Source organism: Pseudomonas sp. R15(2017) (assembly GCF_002112685.1).
GTDB classification, from domain to species: domain Bacteria; phylum Pseudomonadota; class Gammaproteobacteria; order Pseudomonadales; family Pseudomonadaceae; genus Aquipseudomonas; species Aquipseudomonas glycinae.
This window is the reverse complement of record NZ_NEII01000009.1, coordinates 14,692-32,127: the sequence shown is the minus strand read 5'-3', so window position 1 is coordinate 32,127 and position 17,436 is coordinate 14,692. Positions and strand designations below refer to the sequence as shown.

Genomic DNA, 17,436 nt, shown 5'->3' with positions numbered 1-17,436 from the left:
TGGATGTACGTTTGTATAGTTGACGATCCTGAACCGGCAGCCCAGTCTGCCGGTTCTCTTTTTTGTCGCGGGGGTGATCGATGGCTTTCTTCGAAGTTGACGGACAGGCGCTTCACTACATTGATCAAGGCACGGGCCCGGCGGTGTTGCTGGCTGGCAGCTACCTGTGGGACCAGGCCATGTGGGCACCGCAGATCGCTGCGCTGTCGCCGCACTATCGAGTGATTGCACTGGATCTGTGGGGCCATGGCGAATCCGGTCGCTTGCCTGAAGGCACCGCTTCGCTGGACGACATCGCCCGTCAGGCCCTGGCCTTGCTCGATCATCTGGACATCGACCGGGTGACGCTGGTCGGGCTGTCGGTCGGCGGCATGTGGGGCGTGCGCCTGGCGTTGTCGGCGCCGCAGCGGCTCAACGGTCTGGTACTGATGGACACTTACGTCGGCGTCGAGCCGGAGCCGACCCGCCAGTACTATTTCTCGCTGTTCAAGCAGATCGAGGAAAGCGGCGGGATCTCCGAGCCACTGCTGGATATCGTGGTACCGATCTTCTTCCGCCCGGGCATTGATCGGGCGTCGGCGCTGTATCAGGATTTCCGCGCCAAACTCGCCGGCTATTCGGCGGAGCGCTTGCGTCAAAGCATCGTGCCGATGGGGCGCATCACCTTTGGCCGTGACGATCTGTTGCCGCGTCTGGGCGAACTGAATGCGGCCACCACGCTGGTGGTCTGCGGCGATCAGGACAAACCACGCCCGCCGTCGGAAGCACGGGAAATGGCTGAGTTGATTGGCTGTCCGTGTGTACTGGTGCCGGAGGCGGGGCATATCTCCAATCTGGAGAATCCAACCTTCGTGACCGACACGCTGCTGAAGTTTCTGGCTGGGCTGAAGTAACGAAAACGCCCACGCATTGCGTGGGCGTTTTTTTATTTCGGGCCGAGAATCTTCGCCAGTTTGTCCGGCGTCGGCGCGCCTTGCTGTTGTTGCAGTTCGCCCTTGTCGTCCATGTAGAAGATCGCCGGGGTGGCCTGCAAGTCCAGGTCTTCCATCAACTGCATGTTCGCCGCGAGTTTGGTCTGCACGGCAACCGGAATGTCCTTCAAGGCCTTGAGCGTGCTGGCCTTGCCGGCTTTCTCGTGATCTTCCAGGGCTTTGCTCGGGTCTTTGGCGGCGAGCAGGGCGGCGGCTTTGGCCGGGCTGTCTTCGCGGATGATGCCGACCATGATGTGTCGCAGCTGCACCTTGCCGGCCTTGACCCATGGACGGGCCTGTTCCCAGAACATGTTGCAGTACGGGCAGTTCGGGTCGCTGAACAGGTACACCGTGCGCGGCGCATCCTTGTTGCCGTCCTGAATCCAGTTGCTGGCCTCGAACTTGGCCCAGACTTCCTTGGCCATCGGCGCGTAGACCAGTTTTTGCAGCGGCGCGCTGCTCAGGTCGTTACCGTCGGCGTCGTACAGGTTGCCCAGCAGCACGTGCTTGCCGTCCGGCGTCAGGTACAGCGCCATGCCGCGGTTCTGGTATTGCGCGGCGTAACCGCGCAAGCCGTCCGGTGCGTCGAACTGGCCGACGATTTTTGCGCCCTTGGCTTCAATCTTCTTGATTGCTTCAGGCAATTCTTCGGCGGCCTGTACTGACGGCAAGTGCAGCAGGGCTGCGCTCATGGTCAGCGTCAGCAGGTGGCGGAGGCGGGGCATGGCAGTTTCCTTGAAGAAGAGGTGGCCGGATTCGGGCTGGAAGCCGGGGTGTCGAAGTTTTCCAGGGCGCGGGCCAGGCTGGCGTTCGACAGCTCGCCCAGATGGCTGCCCAGCAGACGACCGTCCGGGCTGTAGAACAGGGTAGTCGGCAGGGCCATGGAGCCCACGGCCTGGCCGAGGCGTCCGCTGCGGTCGAACAGCACGTTGTTCAGGCTCAGGCCCTGGGTTTCGAGAAAAGTCGCAACGCTTTGCATGCTTTCGGCCTGGTTGACGAACAGGAACGTCAGGTCCGGGCGTTGTTGCTGGGCGTTTTCCAGCACCGGCATTTCCCGTCGGCACGGCGGGCACCAGGTGGCCCACAGGTTGATCACCAGCGGCCCGCCCTGATAGTCGGTGAGTTTCACGGTTTCCCCGGCGGCGTTGCGCAAGGTGATGTCCGGCAGGCGCGTGCCTTGCTCGTAGATGTTCAGCGACAGGGTCGCCAGCACCCAGAACGCCACACCGCTGACCACACCGAAACCCAGCGGTCGACGCAAACCCGGCCGGCGCCAGCCGCGATACAGCGCCGCGAGCAACAGCACGATCACCCCCGGCCAGGCGAGGAAGCCGCCGTCGCGCAAGTCGATGATCTGCCAGAGATCGTTGCGATAGTGCCCCCAGTACATGGCGACAAACGCCATGCGCGCCGCCAGCATGCCGAGCAGAAACAGGCTGAACAGCGCCGACTCGGGGTTGTCACCGCCGCGCTTGGCCACCCGCCAGCCGACGAAGGTCGCCAGCGCCAGCGCGCTGATCAGCAGCAGGTGGTTGAGGGCGATGGCAAAGGTGCCGAGGGTGAAGGTCAGCATTAACGGGCGTCTCGGGTGGTGGTCCAGCGTTGCAGGAAAGTATCGGCATCGACCTCGCCGGTGATGCGCTGGCTGCGGCGCTCTTCGCCGTCGGCGCCGATCCACACGAAACTTGGTGGCCCCGGCACTTTATAACGGCCGAGCAGTTCGCGGCTGGCGGCATTGTCGGCGGTGACATCGAGTCGGAGCAAGCGCACATCGCTCAGGGCCTGCATCACCCGCGCCTGGCCGAACACCTGTTTCTCCATGACTTTGCACGACACGCACCAGTCGGCGTAGTAGTCGAGCAGCACCCATTGGCCCTGAGCTCTGGCGGCGTCAAGCTCACGTTGCAGGGCGGCGGGATCCTTGATCGTCGTGAAGGCTTCGTGGCCGTTCGGGGCCGCCGTGCCGACGCGTCCGGCGCTGTACACCTGCAACGGCTGATACGGGTCGTCACTGCCCCCCGCCGCACCGACCACCAACAGACTGCCCCACAAGCCCAGTAACAGCGAACCGGCACCGAACAACTGCGCCACGCGACCAAAGCCGTCGGATTGTTTCCAGGCGCTGTAAGCGGCAATCAACAGCAGCGCACCGCACAGACCCAGCCACAGCGACGGATCCAGCACCGGTCGCAGCATCAGCAGCGCGGTGGCGAGGAACAGGAAGCCGAACACGCCTTTGAGCAGATTCATCCACGCGCCGGGCTTGGGCAGGAAGCGATTGCCGACCGTCACCAGCAACAGCAGCGGCACGCCGATGCCGATGCCCAGGGCAAACAGGATCAGGCCGCCGTGCAGTGCGTTGCCGCTTTGCGCGATGTAGAGCAGGGCGCCGGCCAGCGGTGCGGTCATGCACGGGCCGACCAGCAGACCGGACAGCGCGCCCAATATGCCGGCGCCGATCAGGCTGCCACCGCGCTGACTGCGTGAGGCGTGTTCCAGTCGATCCCGCAGGGCGACCGGCAATTGCAGCTCGAAGAAGCCGAACATCGGCAGCGCCAGAACCACAAACACCGCCGCGAACGTCCCGAGCAGCCACGGGTTCTGCAACCACGCCTGCAAGTTGGCCCCCAGCAGCGCGGCGATGACGCCCATCGCCGCGTACACCAGCGCCATGCATACCACATAGCTGCCGGCCAGCGCGAAACCGCGACGCGGCGTGGCACCGCTGCCCACCACCATGCCCGCCAGAATCGGCAGCATCGGCAGCGAACACGGCGCAAACGCCAGCAACAGCCCCAGGCCGAAGAACACCAGCAGACTCCAGCCCAGCGAGTGCTGTTGCAGACCGCTGGCCAGTGCCTGATCCGGCGCCTCATCTGTCGTTGCTGCGGCTTTGCCGCCGAGGTCGATCACTCGGGTCTGCGGGGGATAGCAAAGACCGGCGTCGGCACAACCCTGATAACTGACCTTGATCTGGCCCTGGGCGGCAGGCGGGATTTTCAGCTCGAGGCCCTGGCGATAAACCGGTTGCTCGCCGAAATATTCGTCACTGTGGGATTCCCCTTCAGGCAGGGCCGGGACGTTCTGCGTCGCCAGCCCGTCGAATTTCAGACGCTTCTGATACAGGTAGTAGCCGTCGGCGATTTGCCAGAACAGTTGGGTCTCACCGGAATCCAGACGTTCCGAGGTCAACACGAATGCCTTGTCGACCGGAAGAAACTCCGGTTTTGAAGCAAAGGGATCTTTCCCCGCCTGGGCCAGACTTGAAATCAACAGTGCAAAAAACAGAAAAAAATGACGCATGGAGAAGCCTTGTCCCTGTGCAATTGAGGGGCACAATGGCGGGCAGTGATTAACCGATGATTAACCGGGGACATCCATGCGCCAAAACCGCGAAGCACTGAAGCTTCCAGCTAAATGGGCCGTCAGAGCCCCCGGGTTAATCCGGCGAATCTGCCATTGATATTGTGCGCATCTCCTTCGACTCGGCCTTTTTGCATGTTGTAAATCACGAATTGCTCATTAGTCAGGAAGATGTACCAGAGGTTATCGCTGAAAGTGGGGTCGATTTGCGCAGCGGTAATAAGACGATGTTTATACGGTTCAAGTCCAGGTAGTACTGAATTGGGTTGGTGGTTTATTTTTTTGCGTTACAGTATCGAATGTCAGATGAGTGCCATCATTCAACAGGAAGCGAAACAGGTACTTGTGCCCGATTGCTTCCAGCCAGGTGCCGGCAACAATTCTGTCGAAGTACGGCAGGATAGGGGTCCAGAGAGAATTGGCGAGATTGTAAAAGGCATCAGCCTTGTCAGTGTCCTGGTTATAGGCGCAAACCCATGGACGATTGCCGTTGTAAAAGAACAACCAGCTAATGTCCTTGTCGCCCGCCTGTGTTTGTGTAAATCCGAAGCGCAGGTGCTTGGCATAGGCATCGAACCCTTCCCAGTTGCCCTTGATCGGTTTTGGATAATCATTCAGTACTTTTTCGTCGCCATTGTCATAGCGGGAGAAGATGTCAGCATCTTTGAAGAAAAAATAAATCCGGTCAGCACCGGAGCGCCAGTCGATAGCGACAAAGTTATTGAGTTTGGACATTGGGTTTTCCTTTGATAAGTAGTGGTTATTATTCGGTTGTATCGGCTTTGTATCTTTTGCGCTTTGAGATTACCGTGGTGAATAACTTTTTCGCACTGGGTTTGTGATTGCTGTTTGTGTCAGTTGGAACTTGTTGAGTTGTTGTTTGTTAAGTTTTTAGTTGCCGTTGCGGCAGTCGGCTTTGATAAGAAACTCGCCCGTGGGCGTAGCCATCGGGATCGTGCTTTTCCTTGGCGCGGGCAGTGTCCATAATTGCCGCTTAATCCTCTGCTGCTTGAATCGCGTTTTTTCTCATGGAGCTCCCATGCACGTACTGGTTTGCGAAGACGACGAGTTGATCGCCAGCGGGATTGTTGCCGGGCTGACAGCGCAAGGCCTGACCGTCGAGCACGTCAACACGGCCTCCAAGGCGCGGGCGATTCTCAAGGTCGCCGAATTTGACGTGATGGTGCTCGATCTCGGCCTGCCGGACGAAGATGGCCTCAAGTTGCTGCAACAACTGCGTCAGCAAGGGCTGGAAATTCCGGTGCTGATCCTGACTGCGCGGGATTCGGTCACGGATCGGGTCGACGGCTTGCAGTCCGGCGCCGACGACTACCTGCTCAAACCGTTCGACCTGCGCGAACTGTTCGCCCGTCTGCAAACCCTGTTGCGCCGGGTGGCCGGGCGCAGCGTCAACCTGATCGAACATGGCGCACTGACCTACGACCCGAGCAGTCGCGAAACCACGCTGGCGGGCCGTCCGGTGGATCTGTCCCGTCGCGAACAATCCCTGCTGCAAGCCTTGCTGCACAACCGTGGCCGGGTGCTGTCCACCGAGCAGTTGAAGGACAGCGTCTACGGTTTCAACGATGAACTGGAGAGCAATGCGCTCAACGTGCACATCCATCACCTGCGCAGCAAACTGGGCAAGGGCATCGTCGAAACCGTGCGCGGTCTGGGTTATCGCCTGGGCCCGGCCGATGGCGGAGAAACCGACAAGTGATGAGTCTGCGCCTGCGCCTGAGCCTGACTCTCGGCGCTGCGTTCGCGCTGATCTGGGCCCTGGCGGCCGCCTGGATGCTCAGCGACCTGCGCAACCAGATGATGTTTTCCCTCGACCAGCGCCTGGTGGCGTCGGCGCGGATGGTCGCCGGCTTGCTGGAACAATTGCCGGCCATTCCGAGCAAAGGCGAGGGTACGCATTTCAGCGCCGAGCAACTGAACATTCCCGGCGGCATGGCGTGTCAGGTCAGCTCGCTGCGCGGAGAAATCCTCGCTCGCAGCCACAATAATCCGGAACAGGCACTGGAAGCGCAGAAAATGGGTTTCCACGATCAGATGATCGATGGCGCGCCTTGGCGCAGCTTCACCCTGGCTCGGGGCGATGTGCGAATTACCACTGCCGACCGGGTGATCGAGCGCGAGGCCCTGAACATGTCGATCCTGCTGGCGGCCTCGGTGCCGGTGGGCGTGGCGTTGCTCGGCTGCCTGTGCCTGTTGTGGCTGGGGATCGGCCAGGGTCTGGCACCGCTCAACCGCTTGCGTGAAGCCTTGATGCGCCGCAACGCCGACTCGCTTGAGCCGTTGCAGTTGCAGTCATTCCCCAGTGAACTGAAACCGCTGCTCGAAACCCAGAATCAGCTGTTCCAGCGCATCGGCAAGACCATCGAGCGCGAACGTCGCCTGACCGGTGATGCCGCCCATGAATTGCGCAGCCCGCTGACCGCGATCAAGACCCACCTGCAAGTGGCGCGCATGACCGAAGGCAGCGCTCGCGATCAGTCCCTGGCCCGGGCCGAGGAGGGCGCTGACCGCCTGCACCGGACCCTTGAGCAATTGCTGTTGCTGGCCCGGGTCGAAGGCAGTCTGTCGTTCGACGACGGCGTGCAGTGCAGCGCCGAGCAGGTGGCGAAACTGGCGATTCAGGACTCGGCCAGCGACCAGCGCCAGCGGATCAGGCTTCACCTGCCGGAACACTTGTCCGCTGCGCCCCTGCAAATGCCGGCGGTCCTGTCGATCGCGGCGCTGCGCAACCTGCTGGATAACGCTTTGCGTCACACGCCGACGGACGGCGCGGTGGACCTGAGCCTGGAGACCACCGCCAATCGCGTGCGTTTCGTGGTACGTGATCACGGCCCGGGCATTGCCCCGGACGATCTGCAGCATCTGACCCAACGGTTCTGGCGCAACGGCCAGAGCACCGGGTGTGGACTGGGGCTGGCGATTGTCCAGGCCATCGTTCAGCGCTGCGCCTGCACCTTGCATTTCGACAGCCGCCCGGATGGTTTGCGGGTCGAGCTGACCATGCCGCTGCAACCGGTCTGACTTGATGCCGGGCACATCAAATGTAACCTCTCTCCATTAGTCATCCGTCGGCCGCGACGTTATTGTCGGCCAGCCTTTGACTCAATGGATTGAGGGAAACAGCGCCATGGAAGCACCCATCCACATCTGTCCCGCCACAGTCGCCGACGCCGGCATCATCAGCCGGATTCTCGAACGCTCGATCCGCGTCGGTTGCGCGCTCGATCATCGCAACGATCCACAACTGGTCGACCACTGGGTTCGCCGACAATCGGCGGAACACATCAGCGGATGGCTCGCTGATCCGCATCTCTATCTGAATATCGCGCTTCTTTACGATAAGCCGGTCGGCGTCGGCATGGCCGCGGCCAATGGCCAGGTCACCTTCTGTCATGTGCAGCCGGAGTGGTTTCGTCGCGGTGCGGGGCGCGCACTGATGGGCGATCTCGAGGGTTGGCTGCGGATTCGTGGCCAGCCTTGCGTCACGCTCGCCAGCACGCGAACCGGCGAGGCGTTCTACCGGCGTCTGGGGTATCGCGAAGCAGCATCTGCTTTCACGCATCACGGCGTTTTGAGCCTGCCGATGCACAAGCCGCTGGGGTTGTCGGCCTGACATTCGATCAAGGGTGTAAATCCTCGACACGCTGGTGCGTTTCCAGAACAGGAAAACCAGCATGTGCGCTCCGCGACCGGAACGCGCACCTGCCCGGTGTGCAGTTTTGGTCACTATCCATAGCGTATTGAGGGGTCGAGAGATGTCAGTCGCCACCAGCCTTATCGAAGAGTCGTCGGCCCGGATCGCCTCCGCGCCGGCAGAAACGCTGTATCAATTCAATGAGTCGCCGTTGCTGGCCCGCCAGAGCCAGCAGGAATCCAATGCCCGCAGCTACCCGCGCCGGATTCCCCTGGCGCTGAAGCGCGCCAAAGGCCTGTACGTCGAAGACGTCGAGGGCCGCACCTTCATCGATTGTCTGGCAGGTGCCGGCACCTTGGCGCTGGGGCATAACCACCCGGTGGTGATCGAGGCGATCCAGCAGGTGCTGGCCGATGAACTGCCGCTGCACACCCTGGACCTGACCACGCCGGTGAAAGACCAGTTCGTGCAGGACCTGTTCGGCCTGTTGCCACCTGCATTGGCCAAGGAAGCGAAAATCCAGTTCTGCGGCCCGACCGGCACCGACGCCGTGGAAGCCGCGCTGAAACTGGTGCGCACCGCCACCGGGCGCAGCACCGTGCTGTCGTTCTCCGGCGGTTACCACGGCATGAGCCAGGGCGCCTTGAGCCTGATGGGCAGCCTGGGCCCGAAAAAGCCGCTGGGTGCGCTGCTCAGCAACGGCGTGCAATTCATGCCGTTCCCGTACGACTACCGTTGCCCGTTCGGCCTCGGTGGCGCGGCGGGTGTGAAGGCTAATCTGAGCTACCTGGAAAACCTGCTCAATGATCCCGAGGCTGGTGTGCAATTGCCGGCAGCGGTGATCGTCGAAGCGGTGCAAGGCGAGGGCGGTGTGATCCCGGCTGACGTCGAGTGGCTGCGCGGTCTGCGCCGCATCACCGAAAAGGCCGGCGTGGCGCTGATCATCGATGAGATCCAGAGCGGCTTCGCCCGCACCGGCAAGATGTTTGCCTTCGAACACGCCGGCATTACCCCGGACGTGGTGGTGCTGTCCAAAGCCATCGGCGGCAGCCTGCCGCTGGCGGTGGTGGTGTATCGCGAATGGCTCGACACCTGGCAGCCGGGTGCCCATGCCGGTACGTTCCGCGGCAACCAGATGGCGATGGCCGCCGGTTCCGCGGTGATGCGTTATCTGGTCGAGCACAAGGTCTGCGAACACGCTGCCGCCATGGGCGAGCGCCTGAGTGAGCACCTGCGCATTCTGCAGCGCGATTTCCCGCAACTGGGCGACATTCGCGGTCGTGGTCTGATGCTAGGTGTCGAACTGGTCGATCCAAGCGGCACGCCGGACGCTCTTGGACATCCGCCGGCGTTTGCGCGTCTGGCGCCGCTGGTTCAGCGCGAATGCCTCAAGCGCGGGCTGATTCTGGAGCTGGGCGGGCGCCATGGTGCGGTGGTGCGGTTTCTGCCGCCGCTGGTGATCACCGCCGCCGAAATCGATCGCGTCGCCGAGATCTTCGGCCGTGCACTCAGCGCGGCGACCGCAGCCCTGTAAATTTTTCGCCGCGTCGAACGTTCTTTCTACATACCCGGCTGCACCGTCGTGCAGCCCACCCTTACAGCGATGGAGACACAGCATGACGTCAGTATTCGACCGCGAGGACATCCTCTTTCAAGTCGTGGTCAACCACGAAGAGCAGTACTCGATCTGGCCGGACTACAAGGCTATCCCGGAAGGCTGGCGCACCGTGGGCAAGAGCGGCCTGAAGAAGGAATGCCTGGCCTACATCGAAGAAGTCTGGACCGACATGCGCCCGCTGAGCCTGCGTCAGAAGATGGAAGCGCAAGCGGCTGCCCAGTAAGCCTTCAGCTAAAAAGAAACCCGCTGGACTGGAAACAGTCAGCGGGTTTTTTCATGTCTGGAAGATCGGCCTTGATGATCGTTCCCACGCTCTGCGTGGGAATGCCTCATTGGACGCTCCGCGTCCGCTTCGCAAGGGACGCGGAGCGTCCCGGGCTGCATTCCCACGCGGAGCGTGGGAACGATCAACGGGGGGGCAACTGGCCTCAGGCGCCGGCCAGGCCCTTGAGCAGCACATCCAGATTGCCTTCCAGCTCTGCCACCGGATCCGCCGCGTCGGTGCTCAGCACCAGCAGATGACTGCCCGATTCGGCAATCGCCGCTTTGACCGCGTCCGACGGCTGCCGATGGTGCAGCACCACTGCTACGTCGTTGTCTTTCAGGGTCGCGGTGAGTTTTTTCAGATCTTCCGGCGTCCACTCGGCATCCGGTCGGGCGTCCTGTCCGATCAATTCCAGATTCAGGCTGCCGATCAGGTAACCGAAGTGATCGCTCAGGCTCATCACGCTCAGGTTGTCGGCACTGGCCAGGCGCGCCTCGCTGTCGGCACTGAGTTTCAGCAAGCGCTGTTTCAGTGCGGCCAGATTGGCTTCGATCTTCGGTTTGTCCTTCGGTGCCAGGCGCACCAGATCCGCCGCCATCACATCGGCCATGCGCCCCATGTTGTTGCTCGCCAGCCACGGTTGACTGTTCAGGCCGTCGACCTTGAGCCCCGGTTGCACAGCAATGCCGGGCAGGGCGCCGTCCACCGGGCGGGCGGCGTCGACTTCGACGATGCGGATGTTGCTGCGTCTGGCGATCGGGTACAGCGGATCATCGGCCCACAGCGAGCGCACGCCGATCACGGCATCGGCGCCGGTGGCCAGTTTGCTCAGCGCCGGGGCGCCGCGACCGGTGAAGTAGGCAGTCTGACGGCTGCCCGGCAGATTCGCCGGCGCAGCGCGTTCGAGGCTGATGTCGGTGCCCTTGAGCAGGACTTCGCCCAGACCATAAGTGATCGGCAGCGAGGCCAGCACCCGCAACGGTTTCTCGGCAGCCAGCAGAGGGCTCGAAACCGCGCCGGTGAGGGCGATGGCCAGGGTCAGTTGTCGCAATGAAAAAGCCATTTATCCAAGGTTCCCTTTCAGACTGGGGACGACGCCCCGGGCAATCGCGGCGAGGGCGAAGGCGATACCGGCGACCAGAATGATCGCGGCGCCGGACGGAATCGGCAGGTCGAACACGATCGGTGCAAGAATCCCGCACAGGGTACTGACCGTGGCGATCAGCACCGAGCACCAGAAAAAGCCCTTGAGCGACTGGCTGAGCAGGCGCGCAGCCGCCGCTGGAATCACCAGCAGCGCACCGACCAGAATCGCGCCAATGACTTTCACGGCGGCGACGGTGATCAGCGTCACCAGAATCACGAACAGGTAATCCAGGGTTTTCACCGCGACGCCGCGCACCGCCGCCAGTTGCGGGTTGAAGCTGGCCAGCATGATCCGGTTGTACAACGGCAGGGCCAGCGCCATGACCAGCGAGCCGACAATCGCCAGCACCAGCAGGTCATTGCCGTTGACCGTCAGCACCGAGCCGAACAGCACGTTTTCCAGAATGTGCACGTTGATCTTGCCCGCCAGAATCAGCAGCAGACTGGCACCCAGGGCGAGGGACACCGACAGGAATACGCCAATCAATGTGTCCGGAGCCAGGCCGGTACGGTTGCGCAAGTAGTTGAGCAGAATGCCGAACAGCAGGCAGTAGCCGAACAGGCTGCCGTACGGCCCGGTGTAGGGCTCGCCGAGCAGAATGCCGATGGCCACGCCGGTCAGTGCCGCGTGACCCACCGCCTCGGAGAAAAACGCGAAGCGCTTGACCACCACCAGCGTGCCGAGGCCACCGAGCACCGGGCCGATCAGTAGGCCGGCAAGCAGCGCATTGACCACAAAACCGTAGGCCAGGGCTTCCGGCAGGTAACCGGAGGCGGCCCAGCCCTGCACCATCAAACGAAAGGCTTCGTAACTCATCAGGCAGCGCTCCGTGGATGGGTCGAGAACAGGGTCAGCAAACGTTCCGGGGTCAGGGCCTGTTGCGGCGAGGCGTCGAACAGCACTCGGCGGTTGAGGCCGGTGACGCGATTGGCCAGACGCCCGACTGCTTCCAGATCGTGCTCGATCCACAGCACGGTGATGCCCGCCGCACGCCAGTCGCCCAGCAGGCGTTCAAAGACCTGAATCCCGGCTTCATCGAGGGCCGACATCGGTTCGTCCAGCACCAGCAGTTGCGGTGCCGGAATCAGGCCCTGGGCGAGCAATACCCGCTGGCGTTCGCCACCGGACAGCGCACCCATCCGGCGCTTGCGCTTGTCCTGCATACCGACCCGCTCCAGCGCATCACCGATAGCGCCGGCGTAGCGTTTGCTCAGGCCGAGAAAGGCCGGGCGGCGCTGGCACATGGCAGCCATGAAATCGTCGACGGTCATCGGCAGGCCCCGATCGAACTCCAGCGCCTGCGGCACGTAACCGATGGTGCCGGGCTCGCCGGGCCATTGCAGGCTGAGCCGGCCCTGATGGGGCATCTGCCCGAGCAGGGTCTTGATCAGCGAACTCTTGCCGCCGCCGTTGGGACCGACCAGCGCATGCACGCTGCCGGGCTGCACCTGGAAGGTGACTTTGTCGAGGATCGTCGTGCGGCCGAGGGTCAGGCTGACGTCGGCGAAATCCAGGGTCGGGCCGCTGCTGGCAATCGACAGGTTTTCCTGAGCCGTCATGCGCCGGACTCCTGAATCGCCCGCACCACGGTGTTGAGGTTGCCGGTCATTTCCTTTTCGTACTTGTCGGCGGTGTATTCGCCATAGGAAATGTGCGACAGCGGGTACAGCTTCACACCGGATTCACGCTGAATGGTGTCGACGTAGGTGGACGGGAAATCCATCTCGGAGAAGATCACTTTCACGTCCAGCTCGCGCAGTTGGTCGATGGTTTTCTTCAACTGGCTCGGGCTAGGCTCGATGCCGTGGGCGGGTTCGACCACGGCGGTGACTTCCAGACCGAACTCGCGCAGCAGGTAGTCATAAGCGGCGTGCACTGTGGCCACCCGCAGTTCGGCGTTCGGTGCCTGGGTCAGCTTGGCCAGGGCGTCGGCGCGCATCTGCCGCAGGCGTTTGCCATAGGCGCGGGCGTTCTGGGTGTAGGTCTTGGCGTTGTCCGGGTCGAGCTTGCCCAGCTCCCGGGCGATGTTGTTGACCTGGGCAATCGAGGCGCTGATCGACAGGAACGTGTGCGGGTTCACCACTTTGCCGGCACCGCGCGCGGCAACCCCGGTGGCGGCCAGCAACGGCACGTTTTCGTTGGCTTCGATGGTCTTGATCTTCGGCGTTTCGCTGGCGGCGATCATGCGGTCGGCGAAGTCGTCATGGCCGACCCCGTTGAGCACGATCACATCCAGCCCGCTGATGCGCTTGATGTCTTCGGCGCGCGGCTCGTAGGCGTGCGGGTTGAAGCCGGCGGGAATCAGCGGCACGACTTCGGCCTTGTCGCCGACGATGTTCGCCACATAGCTGTAATACGGATGCAGGGTGATGCCGATGCGCAGGCGCTTGGCCTGATCGGCGCTGGCCAGCGGGCTCAGCAGGCAGGCGCACAGACCGATTAGCAGCAGGCGCAGGAAAGGACGGCGTTGAGATGAACTAGGCATGGGCAAGCGGTCTTCTCTCGAATGAAGGCGAGGGTTCAATGACGATGTTCGCGGGTCACCCCGGCATCGAATTGCGCGACGATCTGTTTCCAGCCGGCAGCGCTTAGCGCTGCATCGGACAGGTCTGTCGGCGCTTGCAGATCGGTGGCGCGGTTGAGCCAGATGTCCGGCGCGGCGTCGTTCAGGCGCATCAGAAACGAGCCGGCCACGGCGGGTGCCTGGCTGTGGCCGAAGTAGGCGGCATTGGCCAGCAATTGCCAGACATGGCCGCCACGGCTCACAGAGCTGGCGTCCTGGGCGAACGGTGCGAAACCTTCATCCGCCAGGTTCTGCGGGGTCGGCAGCGCTTGCTGTTCCTCGCGCAGCAGGCGGATCTCGTCGAGGGTTACCCGCAAGTCGGCATAGATGCCTTGCTCGCTGGCGCCGAGATCGCGCCGGGCATCGAGCTGATGGCTGGAAACCGGCTCCGGTTCGTGGGAGACGCCGCGCCATGCGATTACCGATCCGGCGACCGCGAGGATCAGCAGGCACATCAGCAGCACGTTGAGGGTTTCATGCCCGGCACCGGCCGGGCGTACAACCTGGGTGGTCGGTGGGATCATGGGGCTTCGATATCCGCTTGGTCGATTTCGACCACGTGGCCGGGGCCGGCGTCGAACAGCACGTAGAATTCGGCGCCGGGTTTCTTGAAGGTCAGGGTCGAATCGGCGCCGAGCTTGCCCGGCACCAGGATGGTTTCGTCGTAGCCGATCACATCGAGGGTTACCCCCGGTGCGCCGCTGCCGTCGGAGAAGCCGCCGGTGCATTTGATCTGCTCGGCGTCGATGGCCTTGCACTCGCACATCGGATTGTGGGCCAGGGCGCTGGTACTGAAACCGGCACACAGTGCCAGCCATGCGGCGCTCATGCCAAGGCGGAAAGGACGGCTCATGGTTTGGCTCCTTGTTTGTTCAGCCAGGCCACCGTGGCGGGGGAAGCCTGGCTCAGTGGAATCGAGGCTTGATGCATGCTGCCGTCCCAGCCTTCCATGGTGATCCACAGTTCGGCGTCGGCTTTGGTTCTTTCCGGCACCGGCAACTGAATGCCCATGCGGTATGGCGTGCCGAAGAAGATCGAACCGGCGGCTCGCAGGCTGCGCGGCTTGCCGATGCGCAGGTAAGTGGCCTTGACCGGCTCGATACAGGCCTCGCACAGCGCGGCATTAAAACCTTTCAGATAGCCTGCCGGGCCGTCGGAACGCGGGGCCTCGTCACGCAATTCGGCCAGACGCAGACTCCATGGCCCGACCTGGATTTCGCCGATCTCGCGCTCGCCCAGGCCGCTGTCGCCACGGAACAGCGCAGCGTCGGCAAAGTATTTGGGCATGAAGCCCAAGGGGATCAGCAGCAACAGCACATTGATGTGGAAGCGCCATTTGTGCCAGATCACGCTCAGCCGTGAAGGCTGAGCCACGCTAGTGGACTTGCTCACAGGTTGGCCTCCGACGTTTCACCGCGCAGGGCCGGTTGTGCCTGCACGCGCTGTTTCTTGTGCTCGCGCTTGAGGGCGTTGGCGGTGGCCAGCGCGGTGCGCTTGGTCCAGATCAGCAGGCCGCTGAGGACCATCATGCTCAGCAGCAGGCCGAAGAAGAACCAGATCAGCTTGATCCACAGACCGCCGAAATCACCGGTGTGCAGCGGACGCATGGATTCGGTGACGAACTCCAGTGACGTGCGATCGGACAACAGCCGCGAGGCCGCCACGTCACTGCTGTACGGATTGAGCGTGGCGGTCTGGTACATCAGCGGATACCAGCCGCGACCGCCGATATCCAGGTGCGCGTAGGCATTGCCCGGCAGGCTGATGAAGCTGGCTTCCAGGCCGGGGATTTTTGTCTGGGCGATTTCGATGGCGCGGTCCAGGCTGATACGCGGCGGTGGCGAACCGTCGCTCGACAATGGCACGGCTTCGCGGGACATGGCCGGAATGATCGGCTCGCTGGAAATGGAAATCTGGTTGTCCGACAGCAGCGCCTGGATCAGGAACCAGGTGCCGGTGACCGAAATCACCGCGATGAACCATATCGACCAGATGCCGCTCAAGCGGTGGAAGTCGCCCCAGAAGATCCGCGCGCCATGATTGAAGCGCAGGGTCGGGCGGAAAAAGCCTTTCCAGAAGCGCTTGTACACCACCAGCCCGGTCACCAGCGAGGCCAGCATCGGCAGGCCGAGGAACGACACCAGGTACCAGCCCCAGCTGAAACCGTTGGTGAACGGCACCAGCCACCAGCCATGGAGTGCGCGGGTGAACGCCTTGAAGTTGAAGTTTGGCGCCGTGCCCTGGATCACCCCGGTGTAGGGGTTGACGTAGACCGTCAGCGAACGGCCGTCGGGATAGCTGACCTCGACGTCGAGGGCAAAGTGCGACTCATCCGGGCGGTTGATGCTCTGCACCAGGGTCTGAGGTTCGGCTTTCTTGATTTCGGCGAGGATCTGGTCGTAACTCAGGCGCGGTGCATCGTCCGACGGTGCGCTGGCGCGCATCTGCGGGTTGGCCAGCCAGACGATTTCCTGGCTGACCACCGCCAGGGTGCCGGTGACGCAGACGATCAAAACGAAAAACCAGATCGGCAACGCCAGCCAGCTGTGTACCAGGAACCACAGTTTCGAGCGGGACTTCTTCGACATGATGACGGGTCTTGATTCAGTGAGAGGGAGCGGTACTACGGGCTTCGCAGCACGGGTTCCCCTGAAAGGCCGGTCGTGGCTTTTGCCTACGCGACCGGCCCGCATCTCTATAAGACGGATGACCGAAGCAAATCCCGATAAACGATATGAAAGTAAATGTTTCGCGATTGCAGGTTGCTGTCGCGTGGGCGAATTTCTGCGGGGCAGGCGAAGCAGTCCGACGGCGCATGCCGCCGGATTGGAGGAGGGGAATCAGCGGAGAAAGTCGAGTGCTTCGGTCAGTAACAATTCGGGCACTTCTTCGGCGAGGTAATGACCGGCAGGCAAAGCCTTGCCCCGTACATCAGTGGCAACATGTTGCCATTCCCTCAGCGGATCGAAGCAGCGACCGACGGTGCCCTCGGCGCCCCACAGCACCAGCAACGGCAGGGTCAGGTGGCGGCCGGCTGCGAGGTCGGCGCGATCATGTTCCAGGTCGATGCCGGCACTGGCGCGGTAATCCTCGCAGATCCCACGAGCACTGCCGGGACGTTCCAGGCAACGCCGGTATTCGCTGAATGCCTCGTCGGTAAAGGGCGCGAGCCCGGCGCTGCGACTGCCCATGACGCTGCGCAGATAGCCTTCAGGGTCGGCTTCGATCAGGGTTTCCGGCAGCGGTGCCGGACGAATCAGGAAAAACCAGTGCCAATAGGCCCGGGCAAAGGCTTCGTTGGTCTGGCTGTACATCGCCAGCGTCGGCGCGATGTCGAGCAGGACCATGCGCTGCACGACGGCGGGATGATCGAGCGCCAGACGATGGGCGACTCGCGCGCCACGGTCGTGAGCAAGGATCGAGAACTGCTCGAAGCCCAACGCCTTCATCAATTCCACGCCGTCGCGGGCCATCTCGCGCTTGGAATAGTTGAGGTGAGCTTCATCGGCCGGCGGACGACTGCTGTCGCCGTAACCACGCAGGTCGGCAGCGACCACAGTGAAGTGTTCGGCCAGTTGCCCGGCGATCTTGTGCCAGATGACGTGGGTCTGCGGGTGCCCGTGCAACAGTAGCAGGCCCGGGCCGCTGCCTTTGATGCGGTAGGTGATGTCCACACCGTTGACGTGGCGCTGGTCTTTGACGAATCCGGCAAACATCGGGTGATCCTTTATTCAGGCGAGTGGCCTGCATCCTGAAATCGCCGGGCGTTCATGACAAGACGTGAAGCGTGGTTCGACGGTTCATGAATCGTGTTCGCCCACCCCCGCGCGTTGCGCGGGAATGGATATTCGGCG

The 17,436-nt window shown here is 62.5% G+C and carries 19 protein-coding genes; 6 read left to right on the top strand and 13 right to left on the bottom strand.

Annotated features, from left to right (window positions below; genetic code table 11):
* Positions 1-80: 80 nt before the first annotated feature.
* Complete coding sequence (locus tag CAF77_RS18815; protein ID WP_085655124.1) at positions 81-893, top strand: alpha/beta fold hydrolase; 813 nt, start codon at positions 81-83, stop codon at positions 891-893.
* A gap of 32 nt (positions 894-925) precedes the next feature.
* Here the strand turns inward: CAF77_RS18815 and dsbG are convergent, their stop codons facing one another.
* The 4 genes from dsbG to CAF77_RS18795 form a co-directional block, all read right to left on the bottom strand.
* On the bottom strand, positions 926-1,696 hold the full coding sequence (gene dsbG / locus CAF77_RS18810) for a thiol:disulfide interchange protein DsbG (protein WP_085655122.1): 771 nt from the start codon (positions 1,694-1,696) through the stop codon (positions 926-928).
* Positions 1,672-2,544 (bottom strand): TlpA disulfide reductase family protein, encoded by an 873-nt coding sequence (locus CAF77_RS18805; protein ID WP_064378572.1) that lies wholly within the window; start codon positions 2,542-2,544, stop codon positions 1,672-1,674. The genes dsbG and CAF77_RS18805 overlap by 25 nt, the downstream gene beginning before the upstream one ends.
* Positions 2,544-4,274 carry a protein-disulfide reductase DsbD gene (gene dsbD, locus CAF77_RS18800; protein WP_085655120.1) on the bottom strand — a complete coding sequence of 577 codons (1,731 nt, stop codon included), beginning with the start codon at positions 4,272-4,274 and terminating at the stop codon, positions 2,544-2,546. The genes CAF77_RS18805 and dsbD overlap by 1 nt, the downstream gene beginning before the upstream one ends.
* 300 nt (positions 4,275-4,574) lie before the next feature.
* The gene (locus CAF77_RS18795) at positions 4,575-5,069 is read right to left on the bottom strand and encodes a hypothetical protein (RefSeq protein ID WP_256576165.1); all 495 of its coding nucleotides are present in this window, start codon (positions 5,067-5,069) and stop codon (positions 4,575-4,577) included.
* 304 nt (positions 5,070-5,373) lie between these two features.
* On the opposite strand from CAF77_RS18795, the gene CAF77_RS18790 reads away from it, so the two are divergent.
* The 5 genes from CAF77_RS18790 to CAF77_RS18770 all read left to right on the top strand — a co-directional run bounded on the left by CAF77_RS18790 (position 5,374) and on the right by CAF77_RS18770 (position 9,830).
* Positions 5,374-6,054, top strand: coding sequence for a response regulator (locus CAF77_RS18790; RefSeq protein ID WP_064378569.1), 681 nt, complete (start codon positions 5,374-5,376; stop codon positions 6,052-6,054).
* Positions 6,054-7,376, top strand: coding sequence for an ATP-binding protein (locus CAF77_RS18785; protein ID WP_064378568.1), 1,323 nt, complete (start codon positions 6,054-6,056; stop codon positions 7,374-7,376). The genes CAF77_RS18790 and CAF77_RS18785 overlap by 1 nt, the downstream gene beginning before the upstream one ends.
* A 106-nt stretch (positions 7,377-7,482) precedes the next feature.
* Positions 7,483-7,968 (top strand): GNAT family N-acetyltransferase, encoded by a 486-nt coding sequence (locus CAF77_RS18780; RefSeq protein ID WP_064378567.1) that lies wholly within the window; start codon positions 7,483-7,485, stop codon positions 7,966-7,968.
* Between the two features lie 142 nt (positions 7,969-8,110).
* The gene (locus CAF77_RS18775) at positions 8,111-9,523 is read left to right on the top strand and encodes an aspartate aminotransferase family protein (RefSeq protein WP_064378566.1); all 1,413 of its coding nucleotides are present in this window, start codon (positions 8,111-8,113) and stop codon (positions 9,521-9,523) included.
* A gap of 82 nt (positions 9,524-9,605) precedes the next feature.
* A complete protein-coding gene (locus tag CAF77_RS18770; RefSeq protein ID WP_011335246.1) occupies positions 9,606-9,830 on the top strand; it encodes an MbtH family protein in 225 nt (74 codons plus the stop codon).
* Between the two features lie 205 nt (positions 9,831-10,035).
* Here the strand turns inward: CAF77_RS18770 and CAF77_RS18760 are convergent, their stop codons facing one another.
* From CAF77_RS18760 to CAF77_RS18720, 9 genes are all read right to left on the bottom strand, one after another.
* The gene (locus CAF77_RS18760; RefSeq protein ID WP_085655118.1) at positions 10,036-10,935 is read right to left on the bottom strand and encodes a metal ABC transporter solute-binding protein, Zn/Mn family; all 900 of its coding nucleotides are present in this window, start codon (positions 10,933-10,935) and stop codon (positions 10,036-10,038) included.
* Positions 10,936-11,835 carry a metal ABC transporter permease gene (locus CAF77_RS18755; RefSeq protein WP_085655116.1) on the bottom strand — a complete coding sequence of 300 codons (900 nt, stop codon included), beginning with the start codon at positions 11,833-11,835 and terminating at the stop codon, positions 10,936-10,938.
* Positions 11,835-12,578: a metal ABC transporter ATP-binding protein gene (locus CAF77_RS18750; protein WP_064378562.1), complete on the bottom strand. Its 744-nt coding sequence runs from the start codon at positions 12,576-12,578 to the stop codon at positions 11,835-11,837. The genes CAF77_RS18755 and CAF77_RS18750 overlap by 1 nt, the downstream gene beginning before the upstream one ends.
* Positions 12,575-13,504 carry a metal ABC transporter substrate-binding protein gene (locus CAF77_RS18745; protein WP_085655114.1) on the bottom strand — a complete coding sequence of 310 codons (930 nt, stop codon included), beginning with the start codon at positions 13,502-13,504 and terminating at the stop codon, positions 12,575-12,577. Before CAF77_RS18745 ends, CAF77_RS18750 begins: the two co-directional genes overlap by 4 nt.
* A gap of 35 nt (positions 13,505-13,539) precedes the next feature.
* Positions 13,540-14,106, bottom strand: a complete 567-nt coding sequence (locus CAF77_RS18740; RefSeq protein WP_085655112.1) for a DUF6162 family protein — start codon at positions 14,104-14,106, stop codon at positions 13,540-13,542.
* A complete protein-coding gene (locus CAF77_RS18735; protein ID WP_064378559.1) occupies positions 14,103-14,435 on the bottom strand; it encodes a hypothetical protein in 333 nt (110 codons plus the stop codon). Before CAF77_RS18735 ends, CAF77_RS18740 begins: the two co-directional genes overlap by 4 nt.
* Positions 14,432-14,974 carry a thiamine pyrophosphate-binding protein gene (locus CAF77_RS18730; RefSeq protein WP_085655110.1) on the bottom strand — a complete coding sequence of 181 codons (543 nt, stop codon included), beginning with the start codon at positions 14,972-14,974 and terminating at the stop codon, positions 14,432-14,434. Before CAF77_RS18730 ends, CAF77_RS18735 begins: the two co-directional genes overlap by 4 nt.
* Positions 14,971-16,170: a PepSY domain-containing protein gene (locus tag CAF77_RS18725; RefSeq protein ID WP_085655108.1), complete on the bottom strand. Its 1,200-nt coding sequence runs from the start codon at positions 16,168-16,170 to the stop codon at positions 14,971-14,973. Before CAF77_RS18725 ends, CAF77_RS18730 begins: the two co-directional genes overlap by 4 nt.
* 252 nt (positions 16,171-16,422) lie before the next feature.
* On the bottom strand, positions 16,423-17,298 hold the full coding sequence (locus CAF77_RS18720; protein WP_085655106.1) for an alpha/beta fold hydrolase: 876 nt from the start codon (positions 17,296-17,298) through the stop codon (positions 16,423-16,425).
* Positions 17,299-17,436: the final 138 nt, after the last annotated feature.

Excerpts from the sequence above, each read along its gene's own strand:
- CAF77_RS18790 (WP_064378569.1), top strand. The coding sequence starts at position 5,374 with ATGCACGTACTGGTTTGCGAAGACGACGAGTTGATCGCCAGCGGGATT.
- CAF77_RS18785 (WP_064378568.1), top strand. The coding sequence starts at position 6,054 with ATGAGTCTGCGCCTGCGCCTGAGCCTGACTCTCGGCGCTGCGTTCGCG.
- CAF77_RS18780 (WP_064378567.1), top strand. The coding sequence starts at position 7,483 with ATGGAAGCACCCATCCACATCTGTCCCGCCACAGTCGCCGACGCCGGC.
- CAF77_RS18760 (WP_085655118.1), bottom strand. The coding sequence starts at position 10,935 with ATGGCTTTTTCATTGCGACAACTGACCCTGGCCATCGCCCTCACCGGC.
- CAF77_RS18805 (WP_064378572.1), bottom strand. The coding sequence starts at position 2,544 with ATGCTGACCTTCACCCTCGGCACCTTTGCCATCGCCCTCAACCACCTG.
- CAF77_RS18735 (WP_064378559.1), bottom strand. The coding sequence starts at position 14,435 with ATGAGCCGTCCTTTCCGCCTTGGCATGAGCGCCGCATGGCTGGCACTG.
- CAF77_RS18740 (WP_085655112.1), bottom strand. The coding sequence starts at position 14,106 with ATGATCCCACCGACCACCCAGGTTGTACGCCCGGCCGGTGCCGGGCAT.
- CAF77_RS18795 (WP_256576165.1), bottom strand. The coding sequence starts at position 5,069 with ATGTCCAAACTCAATAACTTTGTCGCTATCGACTGGCGCTCCGGTGCT.
- CAF77_RS18770 (WP_011335246.1), top strand. The coding sequence starts at position 9,606 with ATGACGTCAGTATTCGACCGCGAGGACATCCTCTTTCAAGTCGTGGTC.
- CAF77_RS18815 (WP_085655124.1), top strand. The coding sequence starts at position 81 with ATGGCTTTCTTCGAAGTTGACGGACAGGCGCTTCACTACATTGATCAA.
- CAF77_RS18745 (WP_085655114.1), bottom strand. The coding sequence starts at position 13,504 with ATGCCTAGTTCATCTCAACGCCGTCCTTTCCTGCGCCTGCTGCTAATC.
- CAF77_RS18775 (WP_064378566.1), top strand. The coding sequence starts at position 8,111 with ATGTCAGTCGCCACCAGCCTTATCGAAGAGTCGTCGGCCCGGATCGCC.
- dsbD (WP_085655120.1), bottom strand. The coding sequence starts at position 4,274 with ATGCGTCATTTTTTTCTGTTTTTTGCACTGTTGATTTCAAGTCTGGCC.
- CAF77_RS18755 (WP_085655116.1), bottom strand. The coding sequence starts at position 11,835 with ATGAGTTACGAAGCCTTTCGTTTGATGGTGCAGGGCTGGGCCGCCTCC.
- CAF77_RS18720 (WP_085655106.1), bottom strand. The coding sequence starts at position 17,298 with ATGTTTGCCGGATTCGTCAAAGACCAGCGCCACGTCAACGGTGTGGAC.
- CAF77_RS18725 (WP_085655108.1), bottom strand. The coding sequence starts at position 16,170 with ATGTCGAAGAAGTCCCGCTCGAAACTGTGGTTCCTGGTACACAGCTGG.
- CAF77_RS18750 (WP_064378562.1), bottom strand. The coding sequence starts at position 12,578 with ATGACGGCTCAGGAAAACCTGTCGATTGCCAGCAGCGGCCCGACCCTG.
- dsbG (WP_085655122.1), bottom strand. The coding sequence starts at position 1,696 with ATGCCCCGCCTCCGCCACCTGCTGACGCTGACCATGAGCGCAGCCCTG.